A 19,134-nucleotide genomic window follows, 5' to 3' on the forward strand; every position below is an offset into this window, starting at 1 on the left:
TAACAAAGCGCACTTCCGCAATTAGAAGATAATTGATGTAGTGCGCTGTTGCTTTGTCTGTAAATTACTGCGTTTTAAAGTGTTGCAAACTTTGTAGTAGCGCTTCGCTTTCTTCTTGCAGTTGGCCACCGGCCGTATTGGCTGTTTGCATCAATTGTGAAGTGTTATGCGACAAGTCTTTGGTGGTCACGATGTTTTTTGATACCTCTTCAAGCACCGTTGATTGCTGATGTGTGGCGGTCGCAATTTCCACCGATTGCATTTGAATTCGCTCTACTTGGGCGGTTAACTCTGTCAGCTTTTGGTGGATTGCTTGCGCGTGCTGCACGCTCTCTTCTGCTTGTGAGCGGTTTACAACCATCGCCTCTAGCACACGCTTGGTGTTTTCACGCAGTGAGTCAATAATCGTTTGAATATTATGGGTTGATTGTTGTGTTTGCTTAGCTAAGGTTCTTACTTCGTCCGCTACAACCGCAAAACCTCGGCCATGCTCGCCTGCTCGCGCCGCCTCTATTGCAGCATTCAGCGCCAATAAGTTGGTTTGGTCGGCAATACTGCCGATTACATCAAGCACTTCACCAATTCTGTCACTACTTGCATGCAGTTCACTCACCAACGCTTCATTGTCTCTAAAGCTTGAGGCCATTTGGTTGATCTGCTGATCTGCGAGTGTCGCAAGGTTCATACCGTGCTCTACTTGTTTTTTAACTTCCACCGTTGCATCACTTGAGCTTTGCGAACTGCGGCTTATTTCACTGACGGCATGAGATAGCTCAGTGGTTGCGGTGGCCACCATGTCCAACTGAGCATCTTGCTCTTTAACAGCTTGTTCGGCTTTGACCATCATCTGCTGCATATTGGCACTCGATGCCGAAACAGAGTTTGATACCCGCAAACTGTTGCAAACAATGTCGTTAATGTTATCTACAAAGCCGTTAAATAAACTGGCCACTTTGCCAATTTCATCATCGCTTTTTATTTCCAAGCGCTGCGTCAAGTCACCATCTCCGTTAACTATACGCGCCATGGCACTGGTTACTTCTTGTAATGGCTTTAAGCCAAGTTTGATTGACCAAGTTAACACTATTGCAATCACTATCAGTAACACCAGTGTCATCAACACCAGCTGCCAAATGGCTTTATTAATTGGTTCGTCAATTTTTGCTTGTGGATAAAGTAGCACCAAACGCCAATTCATCATTGGCTCATCCATCGCCACTTTAACAACTGCGGCTAGATACGCATTGTTCTGCCACTGAACAGGCACATAGGATAAATCCTCTGACAAATCATTTAACGCCGCAAATCCTGAGTTACCCGCTAATGAGTCGAGCTTTATTAGATTACGGTTTTGTGGTTTTAAGTTTGTATCGGGTAATAAGGTGATCAAACGGCCATCATCTTGAAATAAAAATGCATGACCTACACCTTGATACTTGGTGTTATTAGCAATTTGCTTTTGAATGGCCTCAAGTTTTAAATCTATGCCTGCAATGGCAATTCTGCGTCCATGCTGATCAAACACAGGTTTAGAAATAGCCGCCGACACTACTTTCGTTCGGCTATCTTCAAAAGGCTCGTTAACCACACCCGTGCCATGAGATTCTGTAAGCTGCCACCAAGGAATATCGGTGATGGGTCGAGTCATCAATTTTTGCGGTATACGGCCGCTTTCATCCCAGTATTCACGACTGTGCTGGGGGCTGTAAAACACACTGATGATCTCAGGTTCACTATTAACTATACGAGTAAGAAACTGATTAACATTGGCATAATCAGGCTGCGCATCTAATGGTGCCCACGCTTGAGTGCGACTGCTCAACCAGTTTTGCATGATGGGTGAGTCAAATGCAGTTTGTAATACCTTATAACGGCTTAAAAATAACTCCTCAACATTACCAGCCTCGGTTTCTATCGCTCTGGCCAAACCTGACTTTACCCGAGAGGTACTTTCCTCGGTTATACGATTAACCGCGACAATAGACAATACAATAAAAATGGCTGAAACAATGGCGCACACACGCAGTACCAAACGCCATGTGAGAGAGAGTTTTTGCAACGGTTCTCGTTGAGAGTTTTTCATAAAAGTTACCTAATACTACGTAGATAGTTTGAGCGTTATTAACCTAAACACTGTATTTACGCTTTCGCCAGTTGGGTTTCGAAAAATACAGCGACAGGACATCAAAGTAACCAATAAAGGTACTTGATTGTTGCATTCAATTGTTTAAATAAAAAGAATTTTTGTGTAACAGCAGGTGTTTTTTATGATTATTACTAGTGCTGAATGTTCGGCAGTTTTGGCGCTACCGTTTTTATGTAACCTTGTATCTGAGCTTATGCAGCTAACGCACGTAATGACGCTCTACTTGGAGCATCGCTCTGCCTTGGTAGAGCTGTTATATCGACATACAGACGAAGCTCCACTCAAAAATGCGGCGCGAGTATATCAAGTGGCAAAATACTAGAGAAGGTACAAGAATAAATATTTACAACGCAATTAAAGAGAAAAGTTCAACAAACTGTTTTTAAATGAAAAATTAGACGCAAAGGCAACCTAACTGAATTTCCATGCAGGTTAACTGACCAAAACAGCACGCGTTATCAGAATGCATTGTAATCATAGACTTAAAACTATATGGTTAATCTTACCCTTCATATATGACGCAAAAAGTTAGACTAACTACCAAATTAAAGTCGTATTAAACTTTCAAGCTAAAGCAAAGCCCTAATCAGGTGGCAAAATTTATTGTGCCACTACACGCGTTAATTTACCCAACAATAAATACTGCATGCCTATACCAAAAAATTACTGCCTTTGACAAAATGCACCAAAGGCAGTTGTACTATCTATTTCTGCAAGCCAAGTTCTTTAATTTGCTGTGCTACACGGACACCACTTCTAACAGCACCTTCCATATAGCCAAGATACATTGTATCGGTGTGCTCTCCAGCAAAATAGATACGCCCAACCGGGTTGTAAAACAACTTCCAATACTCACTTACTTGCCCTGGACCATAAGCTAAATAGCCACCTTTAGTCCATTGATCGTTGAGCCAACTTTGTGCTTTGGCTTCAATAAAGTATTCGGAAGAACCTGGGTACATTTGCTCTATTTCATCCAGTCGAGCATTGATAATTTGCTGATCTGTCCAATGCTTTTGCATTTTACTAAAATCGCCCGAGGTATAGGCAATGAGGATCCCACCTTCACCGCCTTGTCGCTCTGTGGTTTCCCATGTCCAGCCCGTTGGTAAACTCGCAACAACGGTATCTCCGCCTAATTTTTTATCTAGCCAAAAACGTTTGCTGTAACGCAACAATACTTTAGAGTGTGTACCATAATTGATATTATCGGCGGCTTGCGTTAACGCCTCTGGCAATGCGGGTGAAAATGTAATTTTGCTTAATACTTTCAAAGGCACAGTAACGACTATAACGTCCGATTGGTAACTTTTATTTGTTACAGTTGTCACCGTTATTTTGTTTTCAACTTGCTGTATATTAGCAACGGCTTGATTAAGTATAATCTCACCATTGATATTATCTGCATACGCCTGTGTCATGGCCCGTCCGCCTTTTAAAAATCGCGTAGACTCAACATCGTCATCAGAGACGTTTTCATATACTTTGGCATATTGAGCTAAATGTAATAATGATAGAGTGCTTGGTTCATCAAACTCGCCACGAACAAATTGTTCGGCCATTTGTTTGGCGATTGGGTGTAACTGCAAGGTATCTAGCCAACTTTGTACTGTGACTTGATCGTATTCTTTAGCTTGGGGTAATTGCGCGGGGGTTTCTGGGTCTGGCACAGCGACAGCTAACTGTTTCATACTGTCTTTAAAACGGCGATAGTCATTTACAACGGCTTTATTGTAATTAGTATCAAACTCTTTATAGCTAACTAGCTGGCCGTCAATATAGTAGGCCCCTTCGTCGATATCACCGTCGTAGCCAACATCTGCTAGCTCAACATTAAATAATGTTGCATAGCGATGTAACTCTTTGTGGACTGTTGCACCATCAATAAGCTCTCCGCCAATTTCACCAGTTTGAGTGCCCATTTCTATCGTTGCAACTCGCCCACCACTCCTATCTCTTGCTTCGAGTATTACCACACTAAAACCTTGTTGCTCTAACTCGTATGCCGCTGTCAATCCGGCAAAACCAGCACCCACAACGATAGCGTCTTTGCTTGCAACAGCCGGCTTGTCTATCTGCTTTGACTGCGTTGTTTTATTGCTCCCACAAGCAGTCAATACCATAGAGAATATAACTGTCATTACAACATGACGGAAAATATCCTTTTTCCAAAAATTCATTTTATAAACCTCTCACACTTAAAATTAAATTAAAATCAATAATGCATTTATCGCTTTTAAAATCTCTCGCAAATAAAACCACAAAATGATATACAAGAAGTTAAAATAAATAAAACAAATAAAATATTATTTTTACTCGCCATTATAATCATCATTTATATTTTTTTTGCTTACACTATACGAGCAAATAAACTTGGCTTGATGCGTATCAAGCTATAACCGTACATACATTGCTAATGTTAAGTTTCAGTCTCAACAAGGAAAGAACATGACATCTCATTTCTCAATAGAGCATTTATTAAATCGCAAGCGTTTGTGGTTACAGATCATTATTGCACTGGTGCTTGGCGTAAGCCTTGGTTTGCTGCTTTCCCCAAAAGGTGCAGCCCTTGTGAGTGCCCCAGTTGCTGAGCAAATTGCCCAATGGGTTGCGCTGCCAGGTAAAGTGTTTTTGGCACTTATTCAAATGGTGGTGATCCCCTTGGTGCTCTCTTCGATAATACTGGGGGTAGCGGGTAATAAAGATACCAGCTTTTTAAAAAAGGTCGGGATCAGAATCTTCCCTTATTTTGTACTGACCACTTTTGTTGCTGTCCTTATTGGCTTAATGGTCGTGACGATTATGGAACCTGGTAATTATGTCGACAACCAGTTACTTACCAATATAAGCACTCAAACTGATAACGTTCAGATAAGTCAACTAGAGACTAAAACGCTGCCAGATAGAGTCGTTTCTATCATTCCAGAGAACATCACGCGTTCAACGCTAGATAGAGATATGTTCGCGGTAGTAATGTACGCTTGTTTTATTGGTATTGCTTTGACTACGTTATCGCTCAAACAAAAAACATTGCTACTTGAGATAACACAGGCTGCACAATCTCTGTCACTGCGAATTGTAAACTGGGCTATGTTTTTAGCCCCATTTGCAGTATTTGGTTTACTGTGTGACATTACAATTAGAATTGGCATTGACGCGCTCATTGGCGTATCGGCTTATGTTGGCACCGTGCTTGTTGGCCTACTGATATTGCTGCTCGCCTACCTTGTGATAGCAAAAGTGGTGGGCAGAATCTCACCGTTAAAATTTTTAAGTGCAATAAGAAGTGCTCAGCTGTTGGCATTTTCAACCTCAAGCTCTGCCGCGGTTATGCCTCTTTCTATGCGAACGGCCGAAATAGAACTGGGTGTTAAAAAACCCATCTCGCAATTTATTATACCTTTGGGCGCCACCATCAATATGGATGGGACAGCCTTATATCAAGTCGTTGCCGCGATTTTTCTAACCCAAGTATTTGGTGTTCAGTTGTCAGATAACCAAATTATCTTACTGATATTAACAACGGTTGGGGCTTCAATCGGCTCTCCCAGTACACCTGGGGTTGGTATTGTTATTTTAGCTTCTGTGCTAGCTAACTTTGGGATCCCAGCCGCTGGTATTGCGCTTATTCTGGGTGTAGACCGTATTTTGGATATGTGTAGGACTGTGCTCAATGTCACGGGCGACTTAACAGCCTGCGTTGTCATGAATCGCTTATTGGGTGAAGACATTGATATGCACGCTCACCCAGTTACACCCACATCAACACAAGCTTAAGGCCAAACTCAGATATTTAGGGGCTGTTAGCCTCTAAATATCTGATAAAACCAGGTGATTCAATATAATATTTGTCTGCGTATTGCGAGATAATTTCCATTCCTTTTAGCTTTTTTACGCTGGTTTGAATTGCTGAAGTCGTCACCTCCGTGGCCACTTTTGTAGACAGATACTCCACCATCTGAGCGCTATATAATGCCGTTTTTTCTTGTCTGATCAATCGCAGTATTTCGATATCTAAATCTCTTAAACGTTTTTTAAGTCCTTCGAAGTCGCCGTCTTGGATCATCAACGCTTTGATATAGTCTGTTCCCTCGGTTAAAGACGCTTTATGCGCCATTAAATAGGTCATCAGCTTCATCATCCAAAATGGCGATTTATCTATTTCTTCGTAAAACTCATTCACTGCAAGTGCGTCATAGTTTAAATCAAAATGCGTTCTTAACGTGTCACAACAATGCTTTACAAACTCTTCGCCCAAGCGAGGAAAGTCAATCATAAATGCAGAGTCATAAAAGGGCTTGTCTTTATCAGAAAACATGGCATTAACGCCCGAGCGACTAGAGCCCGCAAACACCACACAAATATCACTATAAGTATCAAGTGCGGTGCGCAGTGCATGCTGCACGCTTAAAAACTTATCTGAAGAAGCAAGGTGTTGAATTTCATCAATGATGATCAGCGCCTTATCGCCACATTTATTGAACAACGCTTCGACTAGTTGGCCTATTTTGAATAGCTCAGATTCACTGGGCTTATGGGCATTTTTGTCACTAAATTCAATGGTTGCTTTACCAAATACATTGTTACCCACCTCAAGCTTTTTGATCTCACTATTAGCAAGTTCGCTGAGCTTTCCTTTAACAGTCTCATTGAGTGCATTAAGGGTATTATGCAGAGCCTGAGTAATCGCAAGCGTTGGGCTATCGGGCTCTCCCCAAAGATTGATATAAACGGGGATAAAACCATTTTCCAAGGCAATTGGATATAGATCTTTAAGTAAAAACGTTGTTTTGCCTGTGCGCCTTACGTCTAATAGTGCAATGCGGCTCATCGCACCTTGATACACAGTTTGTAAATAAGACTCGGCTAAAGCTTTGCGCTGAAAATGCCAATTTACCTTTTTCATAATTTTTCACCCAGCTGGTTATGACTGTTTATGCACTATTATGGTTAGTATACATAACAAGACATAAATGAACATAAACGTAGGTGAACAATTTTATTCAAAAGTATGTTTAGTGAGTAGACATTACTACAACTCAATGAAATATATTGCTTTTATGAGATAAAATAGAAGGCTTTAATTTAAACGCAAGTCGCAAGCCCTATGACCAAGGGCTCGCGTGGCAGGTAAGAAAGACAAAGCCAGAGCAACTCCGGCTTTGTCTGTTTCGATTAGTTACCCGTGAAAAGCGCTTGAACTTCTTCGTTTGTTAGCGCCTTTTTATAAAAGCCGACATTGTCGATATCACCATCGAAGTGATTACTCGTGCTCTGATTATCACCATCGCGCCTTGCTCCAATCAAGATATCCATACCATTACTTGGCATCAAGCCTGATAACTTAGAGCCTAATTTTTGACCATCAAGATATAACGTAAACTCGTTCTTGGTGTGATCATTTACCAAAGCAGCAAAGTGCCATTGGCCATCATCAATGGTATCTTTATCGCTACGAATGGTTCGATAAGTATTTCCCTCAACGCCAACCCGGCTATACAGCGCTCCATTGCTTCCTGCAAAAAGATAAAACTGGATTTCTGAGGTAGAGTTTTTAACTTTAGAGATCAAGGCACCACTTGTTGTGGTTCTAAACCATAATGTAGCCGTAAAGCTATGCTGTGCAGGGTCTACATCCATCAGCTCATGGCTACCTAAGTTGACATAGTCATCACCATCAAAGTGTAAAGCGCCTTGTTGATAACCATCAGCAGTCCAAGTTGCTCCTTCGACTATGCCATTCACGCTAGTTAATGCACCGCTATTTACTGCTACATTACCCGCCATTTCATCCAGCTGTAATGACACCAAGTGCGCATAACTTTGGTCAAAACCAAAACGCGCTTCAATGACGTGATGCGCTGTTAAGTTATCAAAAGTATATTGCTGTACTGGCTCGACTGGTTCACCATCAACACTTAATGACACTACTTTGTGTAAAGGAGCTGGCACCATAGTAACCACTTGCTGTGCTCCACGAGCAACAGAGATTGGGCCATTTGGAGTAATATCACCATTTTCATCAGCAAAAGTACTGATCCTGACAAATTTAGGGGCAAAATTAGCAGTCACTATCTTATGTCCTGTGACTTCACAACGACCGTCGACAACCTGATCGCACCCATCCCAGCCCAAGAAGTCGTGATCGCTGTCTGCAATCGCAAATAAAGTGATCAATTGATCCTCAGCAAAAGCATGTCCACACGTTGTCGGACATTCAATACCATTAGGGTTACTTACGACACGCCCACCACTATTGGCTAACACCCTTAACGTTACATACTCAAGTGCACCGATATCATAGGCACCTTGTAGAGGTCTGGTAACATTAACCAAGTCTTTCGTAAGTCTAGTGCCGTCAATACCAAAATCATTGGCCATATCGGTGCCAGTATTTACAGCAGCTGTGCCACTGGCAAGGGCGTAAGGTAGGCTGGTACCTACTTCAAGTACAGTCGATGAAGTATTAAGGTTACTCACAACCACTACATCCCCCGCTACATACATTGGCGTATCAGCTGGGATAATTAAGTTATTAGCTATCGAGTGTGTTTCTCGGTACATTCTAAAATCAACACTCTCTTTAACGGCATCTATGATGGTGTTGTTGATCACATTATGAGATTTGCCCGCGTAAATCTGTTGCCATGGAATATGCTGATCGCGCTCATCATACATTTTATGATGGTCATCTTCAGTATTAAAACGCACTTGAATAGCCGCTTCTTTACCATATCGACCGCCTTTACCCGCGCCTTTGATAACATTGTTGGCAATAACACCGCCAATCGTTGGCGCATGTATTCCTAAGCCATATCCCCCCTCATCACCACCTTCGAGCGTATTGCGATAGACATCACAATAGGTGTTGGTTTGCAGGCTAATCGCGCCTATTTGGTCACGATCATAGTTTTTAGTAGAGAAATTAGTAACATGGTTGTCGAATATCTCACACGATACGGCACTCGATTTTACATTGATCGAATCCCAACCGGTTCTATCCACCTGATTACTGTATATTTTTACGCCAACCAACTGACCTGCCATTGGTTCGTTATAATCACCAAATGCAACTTGCTGTTGTTTATCAGGTGCTTGGTAATATTGGCAGATCCTTCTTTCATTATCTCCCATACCTGAACCCGGTAAATGAAAAGGGTCTGGGTGCTGTGTGGCTTTATACAATCGGTAGCTACCATTGGAGCCTATGTACATACCCTCAGTACCCGTATTATGAATATAATTGTGATGGATACTCGCATTGTAAAAAGCCATCTCATTGCGACCGCTTGCGTCAAGCTGATCTATCGCACCATCATTGTTGTAATCGTGCATATGCTCTTTTTGATATTGCTCAGGCGTATCGTGCAACACTAGCGGCTCATTGTACGCATCATAGAACTGCGGCGTTTCATTTTGTTCTGCATACCTTGCGGGGACAGAGCCATCAGAACAATTGCTAAAGGTTTTTAAATTAACGCCTGATTGGGTTGTATATCCAACCTCAAAATGATCCATTTCTATGTCGCTGCTGCGTTTATAATAACTCACGCCCTTGCGAACTGTGCCAACTCGGCCATCGACTGTAAAACCATATTGATAAGCCTGATTACCAGAGCCCGTGATCCGTAAATGCTGACTATTTAACACCTCAAGTGCGGTATCGATATAACCACTATTATCACGGTTTTTGAAAACAACCTGACCGCCCGTGTTGATAAGCGTAATTGGCGCATCGGCACTGCCAGCTACGTTTTCAATTCTTAACTCATTACTTGCACCACTAGGTGCACCTTTAACACACAAGACCGCACCAGGAGTCAGTAATTCTGACGGGTTAAGCTGCTCATTGCCTTTACCATTTACGCTGGCGAGGCGACCATCAACAGTAATTCTCTCACTATCGCTCAATGTCACAGTGTTCAACGCTGTACACAGTGGCTCTGTTTTTAAAGCTGTGAGCACCCCATCAATGCGTGTATTGTTTATCTCACTGCCAGGGACTGACTGATCAAATAAGCGCAAATAAAAGTTATGCGACAACCATTGCTCAAACGTCGGTTCAAGTAATGTACTGCCGACCGGATTGTTATTGGCTTCAAACTCCATATACAAATCATTTGCGCGCACAGAGAGCTGGTTATTCGCCGTAATATTATCGGGCATAATTAGATATGAGCCGGCATGCTCAGGTTCAATTACAACTCTAAGTGATGGACTGTGTTTATCCATGCTTAGACTCAAACCATCAACTGAGGCTTGATAACGAATACCAGCAGAAGTTGATTGCGCTGTGTAATTTGGATTTGCGCTCAAATCATGCATTTGGTCGTCATACCAATATTCACCTGAGATGACGCCACCTTGTTTAATCGTATTCGTAACGAGCTGATGTGGATCATTCACTTCGCTGACGTGACCGCTAAAAGTTACTCGGTACATCTGAGCGACACTTGTCAACGGCGCACAAACAAGGCCTGCTGCTAAAAATGCTAGTTGATATTTAGATAAAGCCATTTTCAATCCTTTTGTATTAAAGTTGCTTTATTGGTAAACAACTCATCATTTTTAGATTTTTTATTCCTTAAATTGTACTTATCTGAATAATCTTAACAAAGCGCGTGACATACACCTACATTTTATATGGATATAAATTGTAAGATAACATTAATAAAACCAAAGACAAGCGAAATAAATATGATTTTATTAATAACAACATTTAATTAGTAACTGTCAAAAAATACGCCAAATTATTGCCAATACAAAAATACGAAGTAAGGATGAGAAAACTAGTTTCACTGTTACTATACAAATCGGTACGCTTTTTTTATCATCATCAAGTGGAACAAAATTCAACCATTGCCTGCGCAAGGAGCAAACATGGTCAAAACAATAATTAAGCTTATAAGCCTCGTTATGGCTTTTTCTGTCACTGCAAATGACGACGTAATAATTAAGCCCTTTGAGTTTGCACACTCAATGGCATTTGAATCAAAGATGTTAAATCAATCTCGTTTAATCAACGTCTATTTACCGGATGGTTACGATGAGGATAAAAGTACAACATACCCAGTTATCTACTTACTTGATGGCTCTAAGGATGAAGACTTTATTCATATTGCCGGGTTAGTACAGTTTACCAATTTTCCCTGGTTAAATATTTTGCCCAAGAGTATTGTTGTGGGGATAAGTAACATAGATAGAAAACATGACTTCACTACCCCAAGTAATAATGCGCTAGATAAAAAAGAGCTGCCCACACATGGTGGTGCCAAAAACTTTATTCGATTCTTAGATGAAGAACTCCGTCCTTTAGTTAATAAACAATACCGCACCAATTCAACGTCTACCCTCATAGGGCAATCTTTAGGGGGATTGTTAGCGAGCGAGATTTTATTTAACCACACACAGATGTTTGATCATTATGTGATCATAAGCCCAAGTCTTTGGTGGGATGATGAGTCTTTACTTGCCAGCAAGTTTGAACCAAAGCACTTTCCGCAGTCAGTGTATATTGGTGTAGGTAAAGAGGGTGACGTTATGGAGCGTGTTGCAAAAGCGCTTTATCAAAAAATATCACCTAAGCTAAAAGATAAAACACAGCTCAAATTTAATCAGTTTTCACAGCTTAGTCATGGTGATACGTTACATTTGGCAGTGTACGACGCGTTTAACACTATCAATTATCAGTAGTCAATGTGCTCACAGCAAGCCGGTGTGAGCATTATGCTTAGAGTATAAACTCTATCAAGTCCCTATAAAATTAACAAGACAGTGAAAAATCGCTACATTTTTGTTTATTGTTGCAAACAAAGTCATAAAACTGTCATTTAATTGCGCAATAATGCGCCCCACTTTAAATCAACCATTATTTTTGACCATGACACAACCACCAGTACTGCTGAGTTTTTCTGCTCGTGCCTTAGATGAACATGCTGAAGATCAAGCGTGTCAGCATGCATTGCAGTACGATACGCTAAAGCTTGATTACCACTCCTTAGGATTGTCATTTTTATGTGAGCTACCTTTTGATGCTCAACTAGGAGATGTGATTGCCTTATATGCAACGCCTGTGCAAGCGCGTTATGCAAGCTTTAGCGCCGAATCCCCATTAACTAAACAAGCGCTCGAAACAGGTCACCAAAGTTTACTGCTTAAAGGTCATGGTGAGTCAGGCGAGTATATTGTGCAGCTAAGCTTGATCGGGCGTCATGGTATGGTAAAAAACTCGGTTGAATATAACGCATATATTAACAGCTCGGTGCAAAGTGATGAGTTACCTACGCACAAGGTACCGCTGATATCAAGCTCTATGGCTTCGGCATTAAAACGCCATACCAGCAATCTAATGGCGTCGTTACTTGCTATTTTTTAAGCACTCGTTAGTTAACTTAGACTTGGGATAAGTGACATTCTAGAGCACTGGCATAGCCTATTCTGGTAATGGATTGATATAATTTGCTGGTTCATTTGCATTATCCCAAGTTCAGGTTAATCTGCAAAGCTGACTTTACCCATTGTCACACTGGGTGTAGAAGTGAGTGGTCGTTTTGTTTGCTCTCCAGCTAAACATTCATTGGCGAGCATCGCAAACAACACTGCTTCCTTCGCATCTGGATGAATGCCTAAAACATCACTCCCTTTAAAGCTAATATGTGCGCCCAGTTGCTGTTGTATTTGGGTCATTAACCAAGGATTATGTACGCCCCCACCACTGCAATATACCGTTGTTTCTGTGCTCGCTAACTCATTAATATGCTGTGCAATTATATGTGCGGATAAAGCACTGAGTGTAGCCATGACGTCTTGATGAGACAGGTTTTGTGTTTGGCTTTGTGCTTGGGCTTGAGTTAATAAATCTAGGTTAAAAACTTCCGGACCCGTGGTTTTTGGCAAATCGAGTTTAAAAAATGCTTCACTTAATAGCTCATTAAGAAGCGGTTTATTTACTTTGCCTTGCAGTGCGACGGTTGCTTTATCATCAAAGGGCTTAGCAAAATGCATACGCATGTATGCGTCCATAAGCGTATTGCCAGGGCCTAAGTCACTGCATACAACATCATTAATCTGCGCAGCTTTTGGCAAGTAGGTTAGATTTGCTATGCCACCCATATTTAACAAAATACGATTTTCATCATCACTGGCAAAATAATAATAATCACCATATTGCGCAAGCGGCGCACCTTCTCCTCCTGCTGCAATGTGTTTTTGTCTAAAGTCTGAGACCGTTGTTATACCCGTTGTAACAGCAATATGATCAGCATCAGCTATTTGCAAGGTAGCATTACCAAACTCATGGTAACCATGTTGATGCTTTGGACAGTGAAATATCGTTTGTCCATGACTAGCTATCACATCTATGTCTTGAGGGTTCACTTGCCAATTTGCTAAACATTGATTGATAAGCTGACCATGATATTGTCCAAGCCAGGGATTTAACAAGGTGAGGTACTCAAGGCTTACCGTTTGTTTTGCAAACACACGGGTTATTTTGTCTTTCACGCTTTGTGGATAATCACAGGTTGTAAATGCCTCAACGGTCACATGGGTATGACGGCCATGGCCGCTGATACGGCATAAGGCCACATCCAACCCATCTAAAGACGTGCCGCTCATTAACCCTATGATCAAGCGTTCAGCTTTGCCGGCACTTTGATAAAGTTTTTTAATATGTGGATGCATGACTTGTTATTTACTCATGTTGTTAATCGTTTGAAGTGTACAGGCTCACAATGGGGTAATTGTGACGACCAAACTCTAATGTCAACGTTAAGGTTTCGTTACCACCTAGCGTGTATTTATCGGCATTCATTAGCGGTGTAATGCGCTGACCATCGGCCAATAGCGCCATTACATGGGTGTTTTCAAAAAAGCGTTTACCACTGCTGATATTTTTAATGGTGACTAAGGCCGCTCTGTCACCTTGTTCAGTGCTCATAGGAAAAAAAGCGTGCACCATAAAATCCCCCTCTTTAGGATATTTACGTGCCTCATTGCTAAATGCATTGCTGGGCAACTTTGCAACGCTATTATCAAACATATACACCGAGTCTTGCGCTTGTATCTGATAACTGATTAACAATAAAACGAATAATAGTATAGACTTCATAGTGTTCTCCAAAAACTCAATGATGATGAATGCTCCCTGAGCTAAATACTAATTTGTATCGTGGACCAGCGCTAACTGTGTAACCTTACTGGATATTTCTAAGAAACGTAGCCCTTCACAGCATGCAAAACCCGGCAATTGCTTAAGCTTGTATTGACTAATAAATGGCGTGGTCACCCCGGCTAAAAAGCGGATAATGGTGTCTTTACTAGCCACAATACCACCTTGGCGTAAATGTTTTTGCAGTGCAAACACATAGTTACGCAATACTTCATCAACAGGCAAGTTAATGACTTGGCTGCGCGTTAACGAAGCCACCCGCCCTTTACATACACTGCAGTGCCCACAATGAGTTGGCACATCGTGGTCATCAAAATAATACGCTAAATTGGCACTCAAACAGCGATCAAGTTCGAAAAAACGTAACATTGCCGCAATGCGTTTTAGTTCTGCTTGCTCTTTGTCTTTAAAGTAGGAATATAAAGTATCTACAAGATTGGGCTCGCTGAGTGTTTGTAGATTGACTTGATAAACCTGTACCATACGCTTGCTCTCAAGCTCAATTAGGCCTTGTTGATGTAGATAATCGAGGGCTGTGACTGCTCTTTGCCTATCAACACCTGAGCCAACAAGGGCCTGCATATCAACAGTTCCCCATACTTTTTTAAACTGCGTATGAGCAAAAATTTGTCGCAAAAATACCTGTCTTGCAGAATCAAATTTGGAGAGTAATTTTGCCTGATTGGTAATAAACTTGAATCTAAAATCTGCATAATAAGAATATTTAGCGTTGATAGCGCCCAATAGCTCCAGCTGAACCAACAAGGTTTTCAAAGCCAGTATACGGATGTTGCTGGCTTTAGAAAGCGGTAGTTCTTGTAGCTCCCATTTGCCGTTCACCTGCTCTTCTAAGCATCTTGAAATTACCGTTTCAATGCCACTTCGCTCTGGCGTGTCGCCATACACAAAGTTTTCAACCGTTGCTACTCCATCTAAATTGGCTAGCACCGTACAATATGCTTGTGCACCATCTCTACCAGCGCGACCAATTTCTTGGCTATAGTTTTCAATTGATTTGGGTAAGTCATGATGTATCACAAAACGGATGTCTGACTTATCCACGCCCATCCCAAAAGCAATTGTGGCAACAACAACTTGAATTTCATTGGCCATAAACTGCTGTTGCACGCTCATGCGCAGTTCATCCTTTAACCCAGCATGGTAAGGTGCCGCTTTCAAACCCGCGGCTTGCAGTTGCTTTGCAACCTGCTCTGCTTGTTGCTGCAATGTCACATACACAATGCCAGCACCTTGATAGCGTCGCACCAATTGCAATAAAGTTGGCAGCTTATCGCACTCTTTAACACTGAGCACCGATAAGTCTAAATTCGGTCGATAGAAGCCCGTCTGTACAATGTGCTCAGGCAAAATATCAAAGCGTTTAGCCATATCAAACTTAACTTTTTTGGTTGCTGTTGCCGTTAACAAAAGCACCAAGGGGATATTCAGTTCACGCCGATAATCTGGCAGCTTTAAATAGTCTGGCCTAAAGTTGTGTCCCCACTCTGAAATACAGTGGGCTTCATCCACCACCATCATTGATACTTTGATTTGTTTGATAAACTCACGAAAACGTTCATTTTTAAAACGCTCTACCGACACCATCAAAATTTTTATCTCTCCACAGCTAACTCCCTGCATAACCGCTTGGCTTTGCTCACTGGACTGGCTGGAGTCTAATGTTGCCGCGCTGATATTTTTGCTGTTCAAAAACATCACCTGATCGTGCATCAATGCTAGCAAAGGCGACACCACCAGCGTTAGGTGGGGCAAATGTAGGGCACTTAATTGATAACACAAAGACTTACCTGAACCCGTTGGAAAAATAGCAAGCGATGAGTGACCTGCTAATAACTGAGAAATAGTTTGCGATTGTCCTGGTCGAAAACTGGCAAAACCAAAATGTTGCGATAAGCTTTCTAGCAACTGCTGTCCGTGCTCCATGGGGAGGCCTCGATTGGTGTAATTACTTGACTTAAAAGTATCATATTTTGTGTTTAGCATTAACGCTAATGCGCCAATATTGTGCGATTTAGCAAATCATCACTGTGTATAAGAGGATAAAACCATGTCTAATCCTTCCACCCCTTCCCTATTGGTTTTCAGTTTTGACGGTACAGGTAGCGAGCCTCGTGATGCACAGCAGTATAGTGCGGAACAATTTAAAGAAGATTGTGAAATAAGTAATGTACTGAAATTACATTTATTACTTGGCGGGCGAATACATCCTGATGCACAAAGTCACTTTGCAAATCAAAAGTGCTTTTACTATAGCGGTGTAGGCAATCAAGGTAGCGCCGTTAAAAAAATATTAAATCAAATACTTGCACCACAAAGCAGTGACGTTGCCAGTATTTTATCTCAAGCAATGAAAGATTTTGAAAATCATTATGAAAATGGCGCTCAAGTTTTACTCATTGGTTTTAGTCGCGGAGCCGCATTGGCAAGGCGATTTGCTAAATGCCTTGAAAAACATATCAGCAGCAATGTATTCTTATGTGTTTTTGATACCATCGCATCCATTGGCTTTAGTAAAATCACCAAAGCGGCCTGTGGTACCGAGCATGTAATATTTACTGATCATGATGTCGCCAATAATGTCTCAGCAGCGCTGCATTGTGTAAGCCTGGACGACAAACGAAGGGCGTTTGAAGCGACCTTATTTAATCATGCGCCACACGTTCACGAACTTTGGTTTGCCGGTAGTCATTCAGACATCGGTGGTGGCTTTTACCGCAGTGGCCTTTCAGATATCTGCTTGCGATACACCCTTGAGTGGTTGCTCGTACAACCTCTCAAGGTCAATTTACTCACTCGAGAACAAGTTAACTACGCAGACTTATTACCACATGACGGAGAATTGCTAATTGATGCAGATGACTTAGCAATTAAGCCCGATGCCCTTGCGCCAAGCCATCAGCACGACTACTTCTGGGGTAATATAAACTTCAAAGCAACCAATAGACTGTGCGTTGTAATGCAAAATAACCAAGTCAGCGATATCCCGCCTATCATTCACCATAGCGTCGCAAAGCGTATTTACAGCAGCAGTAGCTATCGCCCTGAGTCACTCAAAGGGCTGCTACACCGTTTAGAATATGCCAATGGTGAACTACTAAAATGTAAGGGAATTAATCCACATATTGAACTTCCTAATCAGCAACTTAATATTCTGCAAGTCGGTGAGAAGATGCGTGTTAAAGTGTTTGCTTGTGAACCTTACAACCACACCGGACTTTGGTTAGAAAAAGGCGCAACATATCGTATTAACCCAATCGATGAGCAATTTTGGTTTGATAGAGATATGAAAGTTACGGCTAGCGGTTGGCAACGAGGCAACCGAACCGTCGGCGTTAAACAGCTGCCAATGGAACTTATGGAGCCATATAAACGCTTACCAGGACGCCCGTGGTTTTCATTAGTTGGCTGCATTAATGCCAATGATAGTTTAGCTTTTTCTCTTAATGGTGGTGGCGATATTAAAGTCAACCAACATGGTGAGTTTACGCCCTTTGCCAACGATATATGCTGTGATTATGGACTAAACCTTGGAGCAATAGAATTAGAAGTGGTGCGCTTGGGATAGCGGTTCTAACTGCGTTAGGTACTTCTGTTCAATCATTTTTAGTTGTTTGTCTGCAGCAACAATTGCCCTGTTTATCAGGGCAATTTGCTCTGGATTAAACGCATCTTTGTTAAGCATAAAGTAAATGCCATTGTCGTGCACAATATAAGGGTGAATACGCAGTTGTTGATACCCCAACAAATACTTGTAATACACTCCACTTGCTTCATCTTCTATAAGAAAATCTACTCGGCCTCGGCGCACTAGTTCCATGCGCTGCGATAAACTTGCCACTTCAAAATAGTTATCTTTGAAGCGTTCAACTCGTAATATATCGGCCAATTCTTCGCCATAATACGCACCAGGATTGGCGGTAAACAAATACCCTTTCGTAAACAATTGCGATAAATTTTCCACTTCATCCATTGTTGTCAGTGTAAACAGCCGCATTTTTTCACGCCTATATTCAGCACTAAAATAGGCTATTTTTGCTCTTTGCTCGTTGTAACTAGCAGAAGGAAGGATATCAATAAAACCTTTTTCAAGCTCCGTTATGCCACGCGCAGAGGATGGTAACCTAACAAAGTTAATACACAAGCCAGCTTGATTGAAGATTGATTGAGTGGCTTCTATATCCATACCATAATATCGCTCCCCGTCATACATCACGTAGGGAGGCCATGAAGTACCTACGCCAACTTTAAATGTTCGCTCACAGCCAAAACATTGAAGAGAAACAAAAATCAGTAAGATGAAACAGGATTTGTAATACAACTTAATATATCAACCGTAACCAAGAACGCTCAATTTAGTATGGAGTAATACTAAAATATTACCAACGAAGAGAGCAGAAACCAGACATTTTGGCGTCTGTATTACGTGGAAATAGACTATCAAAAAAGCAATATGAAGGCGAACAACTTTATATCTAAGATATTAATTTAGTTGTTAATTTTTGTGCTATAGGCGCGCTAAAAAATGAGATTACAGCAGCCGCTGGCCAAGCTAATATAAATGCTTTTCCCCAATCAAGTAAAAAGTGTGAACTTACTCCTAGATTGATATAGGTAACCCAAAGGGTCATCAAAACGGATAAGAAAAAAGACAGTAAAAGTGTAAAAATAATACGGTGTGTTAAAGTAGGCATAAAACGCTCTATCGAATGAACATAATCACATATAACGTAACAATCGCCGATGATTATAAGCCTATCGCTTGAGCACAGGCAATCCTTTACCATTAAACAAAAAAACG

Annotated in this window: 14 protein-coding genes; 5 read left to right on the top strand and 9 right to left on the bottom strand. The window is 41.5% G+C overall.

Going from position 1 to position 19,134, the window contains the following annotated elements; genetic code table 11:
- Positions 1–64 precede the first annotated feature (64 nt).
- On the bottom strand, positions 65–2,083 hold the full coding sequence (locus HC733_RS09855; RefSeq protein WP_190364877.1) for a methyl-accepting chemotaxis protein: 2,019 nt from the start codon (positions 2,081–2,083) through the stop codon (positions 65–67).
- Positions 2,084–2,267: 184 nt separating this feature from the next.
- Here HC733_RS09855 and HC733_RS09860 point away from each other — a divergent pair, with 184 nt between their 5' ends.
- Complete coding sequence (locus tag HC733_RS09860; protein WP_190364878.1) at positions 2,268–2,468, top strand: hypothetical protein; 201 nt, start codon at positions 2,268–2,270, stop codon at positions 2,466–2,468.
- 382 nt (positions 2,469–2,850) lie between these two features.
- On the opposite strand, the gene HC733_RS09865 is transcribed toward HC733_RS09860, so the two are convergent.
- Positions 2,851–4,326, bottom strand: coding sequence for a flavin monoamine oxidase family protein (locus HC733_RS09865; protein WP_190364879.1), 1,476 nt, complete (start codon positions 4,324–4,326; stop codon positions 2,851–2,853).
- Positions 4,327–4,594: 268 nt separating this feature from the next.
- On the opposite strand from HC733_RS09865, the gene HC733_RS09870 reads away from it, so the two are divergent.
- The gene (locus tag HC733_RS09870; RefSeq protein ID WP_190364880.1) at positions 4,595–5,923 is read left to right on the top strand and encodes a dicarboxylate/amino acid:cation symporter; all 1,329 of its coding nucleotides are present in this window, start codon (positions 4,595–4,597) and stop codon (positions 5,921–5,923) included.
- Positions 5,924–5,939: 16 nt separating this feature from the next.
- Here the strand turns inward: HC733_RS09870 and HC733_RS09875 are convergent, their stop codons facing one another.
- Positions 5,940–7,052, bottom strand: a complete 1,113-nt coding sequence (locus tag HC733_RS09875) for a hypothetical protein (RefSeq protein WP_190364881.1) — start codon at positions 7,050–7,052, stop codon at positions 5,940–5,942.
- Between the two features lie 269 nt (positions 7,053–7,321).
- Complete coding sequence (locus HC733_RS09880; protein ID WP_190364882.1) at positions 7,322–10,663, bottom strand: LamG domain-containing protein; 3,342 nt, start codon at positions 10,661–10,663, stop codon at positions 7,322–7,324.
- A 363-nt stretch (positions 10,664–11,026) separates the two neighbouring features.
- Between HC733_RS09880 and HC733_RS09885 the strand changes: the two genes are divergently transcribed.
- Positions 11,027–11,839: an alpha/beta hydrolase gene (locus HC733_RS09885; protein ID WP_190364883.1), complete on the top strand. Its 813-nt coding sequence runs from the start codon at positions 11,027–11,029 to the stop codon at positions 11,837–11,839.
- Between the two features lie 151 nt (positions 11,840–11,990).
- The gene (locus tag HC733_RS09890; protein WP_190364884.1) at positions 11,991–12,521 is read left to right on the top strand and encodes a hypothetical protein; all 531 of its coding nucleotides are present in this window, start codon (positions 11,991–11,993) and stop codon (positions 12,519–12,521) included.
- Positions 12,522–12,637: 116 nt separating this feature from the next.
- On the opposite strand, the gene HC733_RS09895 is transcribed toward HC733_RS09890, so the two are convergent.
- Genes HC733_RS09895 through HC733_RS09905 form a run of 3 tightly spaced genes read right to left on the bottom strand, consistent with a single transcriptional unit; the run spans position 12,638 to position 16,259 of the window.
- Complete coding sequence (locus tag HC733_RS09895) at positions 12,638–13,828, bottom strand: anhydro-N-acetylmuramic acid kinase (protein WP_190364885.1); 1,191 nt, start codon at positions 13,826–13,828, stop codon at positions 12,638–12,640.
- Between the two features lie 22 nt (positions 13,829–13,850).
- Positions 13,851–14,255 carry a hypothetical protein gene (locus HC733_RS09900; RefSeq protein ID WP_190364886.1) on the bottom strand — a complete coding sequence of 135 codons (405 nt, stop codon included), beginning with the start codon at positions 14,253–14,255 and terminating at the stop codon, positions 13,851–13,853.
- 48 nt (positions 14,256–14,303) lie between these two features.
- Positions 14,304–16,259, bottom strand: a complete 1,956-nt coding sequence (locus HC733_RS09905; protein WP_190364887.1) for a RecQ family ATP-dependent DNA helicase — start codon at positions 16,257–16,259, stop codon at positions 14,304–14,306.
- Positions 16,260–16,383: 124 nt separating this feature from the next.
- On the opposite strand from HC733_RS09905, the gene HC733_RS09910 reads away from it, so the two are divergent.
- Positions 16,384–17,901, top strand: a complete 1,518-nt coding sequence (locus HC733_RS09910) for a phospholipase effector Tle1 domain-containing protein (RefSeq protein WP_190364888.1) — start codon at positions 16,384–16,386, stop codon at positions 17,899–17,901.
- Here HC733_RS09910 and HC733_RS09915 read toward each other — a convergent pair.
- Both HC733_RS09915 and HC733_RS09920 read right to left on the bottom strand, forming a co-directional pair.
- Positions 17,878–18,654: a substrate-binding periplasmic protein gene (locus HC733_RS09915; RefSeq protein WP_446727637.1), complete on the bottom strand. Its 777-nt coding sequence runs from the start codon at positions 18,652–18,654 to the stop codon at positions 17,878–17,880. The genes HC733_RS09910 and HC733_RS09915 overlap by 24 nt on opposite strands.
- 154 nt (positions 18,655–18,808) lie before the next feature.
- Entirely contained in the window at positions 18,809–19,027 is a 219-nt protein-coding gene (locus tag HC733_RS09920) for a DUF2798 domain-containing protein (protein WP_190364889.1), read from the bottom strand.
- Between the last annotated feature and the right edge of the window lie 107 nt (positions 19,028–19,134).

It is taken from the genome of Pseudoalteromonas sp. S16_S37 (assembly GCF_014694405.1).
Lineage (GTDB): Bacteria > Pseudomonadota > Gammaproteobacteria > Enterobacterales > Alteromonadaceae > Pseudoalteromonas.